At 71.3% G+C, this 12,774-nt stretch carries 9 protein-coding genes; 5 read left to right on the plus strand and 4 right to left on the minus strand.

The window, feature by feature from the left end; all coding sequences use genetic code 11:
- Positions 1-18 precede the first annotated feature (18 nt).
- Positions 19-1,884 (minus strand): ABC transporter ATP-binding protein, encoded by a 1,866-nt coding sequence (locus ACWD5F_RS33440; RefSeq protein ID WP_451260135.1) that lies wholly within the window; start codon positions 1,882-1,884, stop codon positions 19-21.
- Positions 1,881-3,698 carry an ABC transporter ATP-binding protein gene (locus tag ACWD5F_RS33445; protein WP_451260136.1) on the minus strand — a complete coding sequence of 606 codons (1,818 nt, stop codon included), beginning with the start codon at positions 3,696-3,698 and terminating at the stop codon, positions 1,881-1,883. The genes ACWD5F_RS33440 and ACWD5F_RS33445 overlap by 4 nt, the downstream gene beginning before the upstream one ends.
- 218 nt (positions 3,699-3,916) lie before the next feature.
- On the opposite strand from ACWD5F_RS33445, the gene ACWD5F_RS33450 reads away from it, so the two are divergent.
- The 4 genes from ACWD5F_RS33450 to ACWD5F_RS33465 are packed head-to-tail and all read left to right on the plus strand — an operon-like array spanning position 3,917 to position 7,497.
- Entirely contained in the window at positions 3,917-4,819 is a 903-nt protein-coding gene (locus ACWD5F_RS33450) for an ABC transporter ATP-binding protein (protein ID WP_401722408.1), read from the plus strand.
- Positions 4,816-5,550: an ABC transporter permease gene (locus tag ACWD5F_RS33455; RefSeq protein ID WP_451260137.1), complete on the plus strand. Its 735-nt coding sequence runs from the start codon at positions 4,816-4,818 to the stop codon at positions 5,548-5,550. Before ACWD5F_RS33450 ends, ACWD5F_RS33455 begins: the two co-directional genes overlap by 4 nt.
- 26 nt (positions 5,551-5,576) lie before the next feature.
- Complete coding sequence (locus tag ACWD5F_RS33460) at positions 5,577-6,839, plus strand: sensor histidine kinase (RefSeq protein WP_451260138.1); 1,263 nt, start codon at positions 5,577-5,579, stop codon at positions 6,837-6,839.
- Positions 6,832-7,497, plus strand: a complete 666-nt coding sequence (locus ACWD5F_RS33465) for a response regulator (protein ID WP_451260139.1) — start codon at positions 6,832-6,834, stop codon at positions 7,495-7,497. The genes ACWD5F_RS33460 and ACWD5F_RS33465 overlap by 8 nt, the downstream gene beginning before the upstream one ends.
- A gap of 21 nt (positions 7,498-7,518) precedes the next feature.
- Here ACWD5F_RS33465 and ACWD5F_RS33470 read toward each other — a convergent pair whose 3' ends face one another.
- Positions 7,519-8,940 carry a sulfatase family protein gene (locus ACWD5F_RS33470; protein ID WP_451260140.1) on the minus strand — a complete coding sequence of 474 codons (1,422 nt, stop codon included), beginning with the start codon at positions 8,938-8,940 and terminating at the stop codon, positions 7,519-7,521.
- 84 nt (positions 8,941-9,024) lie between these two features.
- Positions 9,025-11,256, minus strand: coding sequence for a glycogen debranching protein GlgX (glgX, locus tag ACWD5F_RS33475; protein ID WP_451260141.1), 2,232 nt, complete (start codon positions 11,254-11,256; stop codon positions 9,025-9,027).
- 151 nt (positions 11,257-11,407) lie between these two features.
- On the opposite strand from glgX, the gene ACWD5F_RS33480 reads away from it, so the two are divergent.
- Entirely contained in the window at positions 11,408-12,640 is a 1,233-nt protein-coding gene (locus ACWD5F_RS33480; protein WP_451260142.1) for an Ig-like domain-containing protein, read from the plus strand.
- The last annotated feature ends 134 nt before the right edge of the window (positions 12,641-12,774 follow it).

The raw sequence follows: 12,774 nt of genomic DNA on the forward strand, positions 1-12,774 counted from the left end.
CGGCCCCTTCGACCACTGTCACGCCAGACTGTCCCGCCACGCCCGGTGCAGATCCGCGAACCGGCCCGTGCCCGCGACGAGTTCGGCCGGGCTGCCGTCCTCGACGATCCGGCCGTGCTCCATGACCAGGACCCGGTCGGCGATCTCCACGGTCGACAGGCGGTGCGCGATGACGACGGCCGTGCGGCCTTGAAGGACCGTCGACATCGCGCGCTGCACGGCCCGTTCGCCGGGGACGTCGAGGGAGCTGGTCGCCTCGTCCAGGATCAGCACGGCCGGGTCGGCGAGCAACGCCCGCGCGAACGCGACGAGTTGGCGCTGACCGGCGGAGATGCGACCGCCCCTCTTGCGTACGTCCGTGTCGTAGCCGTCGGGCAGCGCCTCGATGAAGTCGTGCGCGCCGATCGCCTTCGCGGCCCGCTCGATCTGTTCGCGGCTCGCGTCGGGGCGGCCGATGGCGATGTTCTCGGCGACCGTGCCGGAGAACAGGAACGCCTCCTGCGTCACCATCACCACCCCGCGCCGCAGTTCGGGCACGGCCAGCTCGCGCAGGTCGACGCCGTCCAGCAGAACCTGTCCCGCGGACGGGTCGTAGAAGCGGGCGAGCAGCTTGGCCAGGGTGGACTTGCCGGCGCCGGTGGTGCCGACGACGGCGACCGTCTGCCCGGCCGGGAGGGTCAGGTCGAAGGCCGGCAGGACCTCGCCGCCGGTGCGGTAGCCGAAGCGGACACCGTCGAAGACGACCTCGCGGCCCGGGTGTTCGCTCTCCAGGGCCGGCAGTTCGACGGGCGAGGCGGGCTCCGGCACGGACGGCGTCTGCGCCAGCAGCCCGGCGATCTTCTCCAGGGAGGCCGCCGCCGACTGGTAGGAGTTGAGGAACATGCCGAGCCGGTCGATCGGGTCGTACAGGCGGCGCAGGTACAGCACCGCGGCCGCCAGCACGCCCAGTTCGAGGGAGCCGCTCGCCACCCGGTAGGCGCCCCACAGGACGATGCCCGCGACCGCCGTGTTGGCGACCAGGCGGGAGCCGACGACGTACCGGGCCATCTCCAGGAGCGCGTCGCCGTTCGAGCGCTCGTGCCGGCGGTTCAGCACCCGGAAGTCGGTGTCGTTGGCGGCCTCGCGGCGGAAGGCGCGGACCGGCCGGATGCCGTTCATCGTCTCGACGAACTTGACGATCACGGCCGCGATCGCGGTGGACCGCAGCCGGTACACGCGGACCGCGCGCCGCTGGTAGACGCGGACCAGCAGGTACAGCGGCACGAAGGACGCCACCGCGAGCGCGCCGACGCCGAGGTCCAGCCAGAGCAGCATCGCCGAGATGTAGACGAAGGACAGGATGACCGTGATCAGTTCCTGGAGGCCCTCGTTCAGCAGCTCGCGCAGGGACTCGACGTCGGTGGTGGAGCGGGAGATCAGCCGGCCCGAGGTGTAGCGCTCGTGGAAGTCGATGCTGAGCGCCTGCGCGTGCCGGAAGATGCGGCCGCGCAGGTCGAGCAGCACGTCCTGGTTGACGCGGGCCGAGGCGACGATGAACGCGTACTGCAGTCCGCCGGAGATCAGCGCGCACAGCAGATAGGCCACGGCCACCGCGATCAGCGGTCCGTGGTCGGCGCGCCGGAACGCCGGCACCGCGCTGTCGATCGCGTACGCCACCAGCAGCGGGCCCGCCTGGACGGCCGCCTGCTGGACGAGCAGCAGGAAGCTGGTGAAGGCGACGCGAGCCTTCATGGGGGCGAGCAGGGAGCGCAGCAGGATCGAGGTGGCGCCCGGGGGAGTGGGCAGCACGTCGCGGTCGAAGGGGTCGCCGGCGCCCTTGGGGCGGGGCAGGTCCGGTTCGTCGTCCGCCGCCGGGACGGAGGAGGAGGTGGTCGGAGCCGTCATCGGTCGTCCTCCGCTTCGTCGGTCCCGGACATGAGGTGGGCGTACTCGGCGTTCGTGCGCAGCAGTTCCTGATGCGTGCCGACGGCGGTGATCCGGCCGCCGGAGAGCAGGGCGACCCGGTCGGCGAGCAGGACCGTGGAGGGGCGGTGGGCCACGATGAGCGCGGTGGTGTCCGCGAGGACCTCCCGCAGCGCGGCCTCGACGGCGGCTTCTGTGTGCACGTCCAGCGCGGACAGCGGGTCGTCCAGGACCAGGAACCCGGGTCTGCCGACCACCGCCCGCGCCAGCGCCAGGCGTTGCCGCTGACCGCCCGACAGACTCAGGCCCTGCTCGCCGACCTGCGTGTCGGTGCCCTGCGGGAGCGCGTGCGCGAAGTCGGCCTGGGCGACCGAGAGCGCGCGGTTCAGCTCGGCCGCGCCCGCCTCGTCGTCGGCGCCCATGAGCACGTTGTCCCCGATGCTCGCCGAGAACAGCGTCGGCTCCTCGAAGGCGACGGCGACCCGGGAGCGCAACTCCGCCCTGGACATGGCGGTGATGTCCTCGCCGTCCAGGGTGATGTGCCCCTCGGTGACCTCGTGCAGCCGCGGCACGAGCGCGGTCAGCGTCGTCTTGCCGCTGCCGGTGGACCCGACCAGTGCCATGGACTCGCCGGGACGGATGTGCAGGTCTATCCGGTCCAGCACGGGCGCGGACCCGGGCTGGGCGTCGGGGTATCGAAACCGGACCCCACGGAACCGGATCCCGCGCTCGCGCTCGCCGTCCGGGCCCTCGGCCGGCTGCTCCGAGCCGAACGCCCGCTGCTCCTCCGGCAGTTCGTCCATCACCTCGAAGTACCGCTCCGTGGCCGTCGCCGCCTCCTGGCTCATCGCCAGCAGGAAGCCGATGGAGTCCACCGGCCAGCGCAGCGCGAGGGCCGTCGAGAGGAAGCCGACCAGGGTGCCCGCCGACAGATCGCCGTCGGCGACCTGGACGGTGCCCAGGACCAGGGCCGCGCCGATCGCCATCTCGGGCAGCGTCACGATGACACCCCAGATGGCGGCCAGCAGCCGCGCCTTGCTCAACTCGGTGCCGCGCAGGGTGTGCGACAGCTTCCGGAACGCCAGGGCCTGGCTGCGGTGCCGGCCGAACCCCTTGATGATGCGGATGCCGAGCACGCTCTCCTCGACGACCGTCGTCAGATCGCCGACCTGGTCCTGCGCGCGCCGCGCCACCAGCGAGTACCGCTTCTCGAAGACCACACAGGTGACGATCACCGGGATCGCGGGACCCAGGATCACCAGCCCCAGCGTCCAGTCCTGGAGCAGCATGATGATCACGCCGACCAGGATCGTCACCCCGTTGACCAGCAGGAAGGTCAGCGGGAAGGCGAGGAACATGCGCAGCAGCATCAGGTCCGTGGTGCCCCGGGACAGCAACTGGCCCGAGGCCCACCGGTCGTGGAAGGCGACCGGCAGCCGCTGAAGATGTCCGTACAGGTCCGCCCGCATCTCCGCCTCGACGTGCGACAGCGGTCTCGCCACCATCCACCGTCGCAGCCCGAACAGCAGCGCCTCCGCCAGCCCCAGCAGCAGCAGGTACAGCGCCCCCAGCCACACCCCGGCCGGATCCCGGTCGGCGACCGGCCCGTCGACCATCCACTTCAGCACCAGCGGGATCACGAGCCCCGTACAGGAGGCCAGCACGGCGACGAACGCGGCGGTGAACAGCCGCGCCCGCACGGGCCGGACGTAGGGCCAAAGACGCAGCAGCGTGCGCACGGTGGACCGCTCCCCGGTCGCCGTGCCTTCCTCGGTGGTCGAACGTGTAGTGGCCATCGTCAGTGAGCCTACGGATCGGCACTGACAACGCCCAGCGAGTTTTGGCCGGACCCTGATCGGCCGCTGGACCTACGACCTGCGCGTTCGAGGAGCCGTACAGGACCGTGGAGGGCGGGGAGCCGGCCGGTAGGAGGCCGCCATCAACCGATCGGTTGATGTCCCTTCGAGCGCGACGGGCGATGTGGCGGATGCCCGCTCCCCGGGACGCTGAAGCCATGTCCGTCATCGAAGTCACCGAACTGCGCAAGTCCTACGGGGGCCGGCCCGTCGTCGACGGCGTCTCCTTCGCCGTCGAGGAGGGCGAGATCTTCGGGATCCTCGGCCCCAACGGCGCCGGCAAGACCACCACCGTCGAGTGCGTCGAGGGACTGCGCGTCCCCGACGCCGGCCGCGTCCGCGTCACCGGCCTCGACCCGATCGCCGACCACGAGCAGGTCGCCCGTGTTCTCGGCGCCCAGCTCCAGGAGAGCGAACTCCAGGCCAAGCTCACCGTGCGCGAGGCCCTGGAGCTGTACGCCTCCTTCTACCCGAGCCCGCTGGACTGGGGCCCGCTCGCCGAACGCCTCGGCCTGACCGCGAAGCTCACCACCCGCTTCGCGAAGCTCTCCGGCGGCCAGAAGCAGCGCCTGTTCATCGCGCTCGCGCTCATCGGCAACCCCCGGATCGTCGTCCTCGACGAACTCACCACAGGGCTGGACCCGCGGGCCCGCCGCGACACCTGGCAGCTCATCGAGGACGTGCGCGCGGGCGGGGTCACCGTCCTGCTCGTCACGCACTTCATGGAAGAGGCGCAGCGCCTGTGCGACCGGATCGCCGTGATCGACCAGGGGCGGGTGGCCGCCCTGGACACTCCGGACGGCCTGATCCGCCGCTCGGCCGGCTCCACCGTCATCAGCTTCACGCCCTCCGCGCCGCTGGACGAGGGTGACCTGAACGCGCTGCCCGCGCTCGTGTCGGTCGAGTACAAGGACAGCCGGGTCACGCTGTCCGGCACCGACGAGACCGTCAACGCGGTCATCACCCTGCTCGCCCGCCGGCACATCACCGCCCACCAACTCCGCGTGTCCGACGCCACGTTGGACGACGCCTTCCTGGACCTGACGGAGGTCTCCGCATGAACACCGCCGTCCTGCGCACCGAGGTGCGCCTTTTCCGCCGCGAACCCGGCGCCCTCTTCTGGATCCTGTTCTTCCCGACCCTGCTCCTGGTGATCCTGGGTTCCATCCCGTCCTTCCGCCACCACCAGGCGGACCTGGGCGGTCTGCGCACGGTCGACGTGTACGTCCCGGTCGCCGTCCTGCTCGGCATGATCGTCGGCGCGCTCCAGTCGATGCCGCAGAACCTCACCGGCTACCGCGAGCGCGGCATCCTGCGCCGCATGTCCGCCACCCCGGTCCGCCCGTCCGCCCTGCTCTCCGCGCAGATGCTGGTCTACGGCGGGGCTGCCCTGGTCTCCGCCCTGCTCGCGCTGGTCGTCGGCCGGCTCGCCTTCGACGTACGGCTGCCCCAGCAGGCCTTCGGCTACCTGCTCGCCCTGGTCCTCGCGATCCTGGCTGCGCTCGCGCTGGGCGCGGTGGTCTCGGCGCTGTCCCGCACGACGAAGATCGCGGGCGCCATCGGCTCCGCGGTGTTCTTCCCGATGATGTTCTGCGCGGGCGTGTGGATCCCCGTGCAGGCCATGCCGGACACCCTCGCCCGGGTCGTGGGCTACACGCCCTTCGGCGCCGCCGCCGAGGCCCTGAACCGGGCGGCGGCGGGGAACTGGCCGGGCTGGACGCACCTGGGCGTGCTGGTCGCCTGGACCGTGCTCCTGACGGCCGGCGCCTCGCGCTGGTTCCGCTGGGAGTAGGGGAGGCGGCCGTGCAGACTGGGGAGATGACCACGAAGGACCGGCAGATCGAGCGGCGCTGGGAGCAGCTGCACACATGGGGGCCGTACGGTCTGCTCGGGATCAGTGTCGTCCTCGCGGTCGCCGCCTCCGGCCTGGACGACCGCTCCGTCGACTGGTACCTCGGCTGGTCCCTGGTCGGTGCCGCGGTCGTCCTCCAGCTGTGGTGGCACGGCACCCGCTCCCGCCGTCCGGGCCGTGGCCGTGTCCCCTCCCCGACAGGGACGGCGTACTACGTCGTCCGCTGGGCCATCGCCTTCGTCCTCACCTGGATCAACCCGTTCTTCGCCTTCTACGCCGCCTCCGGCTTCATGGACGCCGACGAACTGCTCCCGGGCCGGTGGCAACGGCTCGGACTGCTCGCGAACGCGGTCACCGTGGCCGGTGCGCAGGCCGGCGGGCTGCCGTTCGAGAGCGGGGTCCAGTGGATCCTCTTCCCCGCGCTCGTGGTCGCCAACTCCGGCCTTCAGATGGTGATCGCGCATCTGCAGGAGCAGGAGACCCAGCGCTCCCACGAGCGCAACGAGACCATCACCGAACTCGAACGCACCAACACCGCCCTGCAACAGGCCCTCGACGAGAACGCCGCCCTGCACGCCCAACTCCTGCTCCAGGCAAGGGAGGCCGGGGTCGCCGACGAGCGCCGCCGGCTGGCCGCCGAGATCCACGACACCATCGCCCAGGGCCTGACCGGCATCATCGCCCAGCTCCAGGTCGTGGCCAACGCACCGGACCTGACGACCGCCCGCACCCACCTCGACCGCGCCTCCACGCTCGCCCGGCACAGCCTCGGCGAGGCCCGCCGCTCCGTGCAGAACCTCGCGCCCATGGCCCTGGAGAACCACGGACTGCCCGAGGCGCTGAAGAACACGGTCGCCGAGTGGGGCGAACGCACCGGCGTCCGCGCCGAGTTCACCGTCGCGGGCACCGCCGAGCACCTCCACGACGAGGTCTCGGCGACCCTGCTGCGCATCGCCCAGGAGGCGCTGTCGAACGCGGCCCGGCACGCGGGTGCCGCCCGCGTCGGCGTGACCCTCACCTTCCTGGGCTACGAGGTCATCCTCGACATCCGCGACGACGGCCGGGGCTTCGACCCCCTCGCCCTGCCCGAACGCACCCGCACCGGCGGCTTCGGCCTCGACGGCATGCGGGCCCGCGCCGAACGCATCGCCGGCACGCTCACGATCGAGACCGAACCGGGGCACGGCACGGCCCTGTCGGCTCGCGTACCGTTGGTCCGCCATGAGTGACGAACCCCTGATCTCCCCTGCCGAGCACCAGATCTCCGTGCTGATCGTCGACGACCATCCCGTCGTACGGGACGGTCTGCGCGGCATGTTCGAGTCCGCGCCCGGCTTCCGCGTGCTGGGCGAGGCCGCCGACGGCGTCGAGGCCGTGGAGCGGGCCGCCGCCCTCGACCCGGACGTGATCCTGATGGACCTGCGCATGCCGGGCGGCGCGGGGGTCGACGCGATCCGCGAACTGACCCGCCGCTGCGCCCGCGCGAAGGTGCTCGTCCTGACGACGTACGACACCGACTCCGACACCCTGCCCGCGATCGAGGCGGGCGCGACGGGCTACCTCCTCAAGGACGCCCCGCGCGACGAACTGTTCACCGCCGTCCGCGCGGCGGCGGCAGGCCGTACGGTCCTGTCGCCCGCCGTCGCCTCCCGCCTGGTCTCCGCGGTCCGCACCCCCAAGGCGCCCGGCAACGAACCCCTCTCCACCCGCGAACGCGAGGTCCTGGCCCTGGTCGCCAAGGGCACCTCCAACCGCGAGATCGCCCGCGAACTCTTCATCAGCGAGGCGACCGTGAAGACCCATCTCACCCACCTGTACGGCAAGTTGGGCGTGAACGACCGCGCGGCGGCGGTGGCGACGGCGTACGAGCGCGGGATCCTCGGCTAGTTCGGACCTCGGCTGATTCGGCTAGTTCGGGTAGGGGAGCAGGCCGGAGGCTGTCTTCTCCCAGGCCGCCTTCAGCTCGGCGAGCAACTCCGGCTTGTCGGGGGCGAGATCGGCCTGTTCGCGCACGTCGGTGCCGAGGTCGTAGAGGTGGTCGTCGCCGTCGGCGTCCTGGTAGTACTTCCAGTCGCCGCGCCGCAGCGCCCGGTTGGCCCGCACCCGCCAGAACAGGTCGCGTTCCGGGAGCCGTTCGCCGTGCAGCAGGTAGCCGGCGAAGGAGGTCCCGTCGAGCGGATACGCCGGGTCGGGCCGGGCGCCGGCCAGCTCCAGGAAGGTCGCGGTCCAGTCGGGGGAGAAGTTCGGCTCGTGGCTGACCTGGTTGCCGTCGATCCGGTGCGGCCAGCGCACGATGGTCGGCACCCGGATGCCGCCCTCCTGGAGCACGAACTTCTCGCCGCTCAACGGCCACAGGTACGACCAGCGCTCACCGCCGTTGTCGCTGGCGAAGTACACCAGCGTGTTCTCCTCCTGCCCCGACCGGCGCAGCGCGGTGAGCACCTCGCCCACGGCCGCGTCGAGGCTCTGCACCATCTCCGTGTACTTGGCGACCGACCCGCCGTCGTAGTGGTTGAGCGCGTTGGAGACCTCGGCCTGGTTCTTCGCGGCCCGGATCCTCGCCGCGATCTCGGCGCCGGTCTCCTCGTCGCCCTCCGCGAGCCAGGGCCAGTGCGGGGTGGTGAAGTTGAGGTTCAGCAGCCACGGCCGGTCGTGGTCGCGGCCGACGTACTCCACCGCCCGCTCGGTCAGGACCTCGGTGTAGTAGCGCAGGTCCTTGTAGGTCGCGTCGCCCTCGTAGAGGTCGTAGTCGCCGAGCTGCCCCAGCTTGGAGAAGTACTCGAGGACGCCCCCGTGATTGCCGAAGAACTCGTCCCAACCCGACTTGGTGGGGCTGTAGTCGGGCAGCCAGCCGCAGTGCCACTTGCCGATGAGGGCGGTGGCGTAGCCGGCCTTCTTCACCAGCGAGGCCAGGGTGGGGTGGTGGGGGTCGAGCCCCTGCGTCTTGTTGGCGATCGGCTCGGCAAGGCCGCCCGGCGTACGGCCCGGATAGCGCCCGGTGTAGAGGCTGAAGCGGGTCGGCGAGCAGGTCGCCGAGCCGGAGTAGGCATCCGTGAACCGCACCCCCTGCCGGGCCAGCCGGTCCAGGTTCGGCGTCTTGATGTGCGGGGCGCCGTAGGAGGAGAGGTCGGCCCAGCCGAGGTCGTCGCCGAGGATGACCAGGAGGTTGGGACGCTTGCCGGAGGCTCCGGGGCGGGCCTTGAACGGCTGTTCGGCGGGGGCGGCTTCAGTGGAATCGGCGGCTGCGGCGACGGTCGGCACACCGCCGACGGCGGTCACGGCACCGCCGCCGACAAGACCACCGAAGGCGCGACGGGATATCTGAGGCATGCGTTCCAGTCGATCAGCGGCTCCGGACCTTGGCCAGGAATCCGGCCCGGAGTTCATGGGCCTGAAACGAACCTCATCGGACCCTCACCCCACCCTCAGCAGCAACACCGACCGCGCCGGCACCGTGATCGCCGCCCCCGCCCGGTGCACCACTCCCGGTGCCTCCCCCTGTTCCTCCTTCGACGTGTCGACGACCACCTCGTACCGCTCCGCCCACGGCGAGCCCGGCAGCACGAAGGTCGCCGGACGGTCGCCGGCGTGCAGGACGGCGAGGAAGCTGTCGTCGATGATCGGGTCGCCGCGTTCGTCCCGGCCGGGGATGTCCCGCCCGGAGAGGTACATGCCGAGCGTGGCGGCGGGCGCGTACCAGTCCCGTTCCGTCATCTCCGTGCCGCGGGCCGTGAACCAGGCCAGGTCCCGCAGGCCGTCCACCGAGTGCGCGCGGCCGGAGAAGAAGGCGCGGCGGCGCAGCACCGGGTGCCGGTGGCGCAGGTCGATCAAGCGGGCGGTGAGGTCGGTCAGGGCTCGCCAGCCGGGGTCGTCCAGCAGGCTCCAGTCGATCCAGCTGATCTCGTTGTCCTGGCAGTACGCGTTGTTGTTGCCCCGCTGGGTGCGCCCCAGTTCGTCGCCCGCGACCAGCATCGGCACGCCCGTCGACAGCAGCAGCGTGGTCAGCAGGTTCCGCAACTGCCGTCGCCGCAGCGCCCGTACGCGCTCGTCGTCGCTCTCGCCCTCGGTGCCGCAGTTCCAGGACCGGTTGTCGTCGGTGCCGTCCCGATTGCCCTCGCCGTTGGCCTCGTTGTGCTTGCGCTCGTAGGAGACCAGGTCCCGCAGGGTGAAACCGTCGTGCGCGGTCACGAAGTTGACCGACGCGTACGGCCGTCGGCCGCCCCACGCGTACAGGTCGCTGGAGCCCGACAGGCGGTAGCCGAGATCCCGTACGTCGGGCAGCGCGCCGCGCCAGAAGTCCCGTACGGCGTTGCGGTAGCGGTCGTTCCACTCCGTCCACAGCGGCGGGAACGCGCCCACCTGATAGCCCCCGGACCCCACGTCCCACGGCTCGGCGATCAGCTTCACGCGCCGCAGCACCGGGTCCTGCGCGATGACCGCGAGAAACGGGGAGAGCATGTCGACGTCGTGCATCGAGCGGGCCAGCGCCGCCGCGAGGTCGAAGCGGAAGCCGTCGACGCCCATCTCGGTCACCCAGTAGCGCAGGGAATCGGTGATGAGGCGCAGCACGTGCGGCTGGACGACGTGGAGGGTGTTGCCGCAGCCGGTGTAGTCGGCGTAGCGGCGGGCGTCGGACTGGAGGTGGTAGTAGCCGCGGTTGTCGATGCCCTTGAGGGAGAGGGTGGGGCCGCGTTCGCCCGCCTCGGCCGTGTGGTTGTAGACGACGTCGAGGATGACCTCGATACCGGCCGCGTGCAGCGCGCGGACCATCCGCTTGAACTCGCCGACCTGCTGTCCCGTCGTACCGGAGGCCGCGTATCCGGCGTGCGGGGCGAAGTAGCCGATGGAGTTGTAGCCCCAGTAGTTCTTCAGGCCGCGGCGCAGCAGGTGGTCCTCGTGCGCGAACTGGTGCACCGGCAGCAGCTCCACCGCCGTCACGCCCAGCTTCACCAGGTGCTCGATCGCCGCCGGATGCGCCAACCCCGCGTAGGTGCCGCGGAGTTCCTCCGGTATCTCCGGGTGCAGGGCGGTGAAGCCGCGCACGTGGAGTTCGTAGATGACGGAGTCGGCCCACGGGGTCTTGGGGCGGCGGTCGTCCTCCCACTCGTCGTCGTCGTGGACGACGACTCCCTTGGGGACGAACGGCGCCGAGTCGCGGTCGTCGCGGACGGTGTCGGCGACCTGCTGCTGCGGCCAGTCGCGGACATGCCCGTACACCTCCGGCGGCAGGCCGAAGTCGCCGTCCACCGCGCGGGCGTACGGGTCCAGGAGCAGCTTCGCCGGGTTCCAGCGGCCGCCGGTCCACGGGTCCCAGCGGCCGTGCACCCGATAGCCGTAGCGCTGCCCGGGCAGCACGCCCGGCACGAAGCCGTGCCAGATCTCGTGCGTCAGCTCGGTCAGCCGGGCCCGGGTCTCCTTGCCCGACTCGTCGAACAGACACAGCTCGACGGCCTCCGCCCCGCCCGCCCACAGCGCGAAGTTGGTGCCCGCCACCCCGTCGGGACCGACCCGGTACCGGGCTCCCAACGGCATCGGCGCACCGGGCCGCACGGGTACGCCCGGCGTCCTGCGCCGGGACCCGTTCACCACGGCGGCCGGAGCTGTGAGCTCCGCTGCCACCGCCTCCTGCTCGGCTGCGCTGGACACCTGTCAGCCTCCCACGGCTCGTGGGACGACAGGGAAAGGGGCGTACGGCGTCCCGACCGGACGTGCCCTCTCCTGTCGTCCTCCCCACTGTTCTGCCCAGAGCTTGCGTCGCACTCACGTTTCCCTTGGCGACCCCTGTCGTTGTCACGCCGTGAGGCATGCACACGGGCGCGCACGGCGCGCGGGGGCCGCGCTGGCCGCCCTACTGACCTGGGCAGGACTGCTGGCCGGAGCCGCCGGCTGCTCCGCGGACCCCGACGGCGGCATCGACATCGGCGGGGCCTTCGGCAAGGCACCCGCTCCCGAGGACGTCATCCGCGTCTCCCCGGACGACGCGAGCAAGGGCGTGACCCCCGAGGAGACCCTTCGCGTACGGGTGCCCAGCGGGCGCCTGGAGTCGGTGCGGGTCGTCAAGGCGCAGGACGCGCAGGAGTCGGAGGTCGCCGGGCACATCTCCGACGACGGCCTGCGCTGGGAACCCGACGAACCCAGGCTCGCCCTTGCCGCCAAGTACACGGTCGACGCGGTCGCCCTGGACGGCCACGGCCGCCGCTCGGCCCGGCACACCACCTTCACCACGTACGTCCCCGACGAGCGCTTCATCGGGTACGTCACCCCCGAGAACCGCTCCACGGTCGGCACCGGCATGATCGTCTCCCTGGAGTTCAACCGGGAGATCGACGACCGTGCCGCCGTCGAGCGCGCCGTCCACGTCACCTCCCGTCCGGCCACCGAGATCCGCCCGCACTGGTTCGGCAAGGACCGTCTCGACTTCCGCCCCGAGAAGTACTGGAAGCCCGGCACCCGGGTCACGGTCTCCCTGCGGCTGCGTGACGTCGAGGGCGCGAGCGGGGTCTACGGGCTCCAGTACAAGACGTTCTCCTTCACCGTCGGCCGCAGCCAGGTCTCGCTGGTCGACGCGGCCCGGCACACCATGCAGGTGCGGCGGGACGGCGAGCTGCTGGCCACCGTGCCCATCACGGCCGGGGCGCCGAAGACCACCACCTACAACGGCAAGATGGTGGTGACCGAGATGCTCGACGTGACCCGCATGAACAGCCGCACGGTCGGCTTCGGTGGCGAGTACGACATCCCCGACGTCCCGCACGCCATGCGCCTGACCGACTCCGGCACCTTCCTGCACGGCAACTACTGGGCGCCCAGCGCTCCCGGACGCGTCAACGTCAGCCACGGGTGCGTGGGGCTCAGGGACGTGAAGGGCGGCGGCTCCGACACCCCCGCGGGCTGGTTCTTCGACCGCAGCCTGATCGGGGACGTCGTCGAGGTCGTCCACAGCGATGACAAAAAGGTCGCTCCCGACAACGGGCTCGGAGGGTGGAACATGGGTTGGAAGGAGTGGAAAGCGGGCAGTGCGCTCAAGTGACCCGGTGAGGGGCCGGGACGGGGGGAGCGCGTCGGGGAAGCGGGCGAAGGGCGATGTTGCTACTGAACGGTGACCTTCGGCTCACAACTTCCCCAAAACCTTGCAGTTAATATGCGCCAATGTGCGCGTCGGAC

It is taken from the genome of Streptomyces sp. NPDC002499, assembly GCF_053595415.1.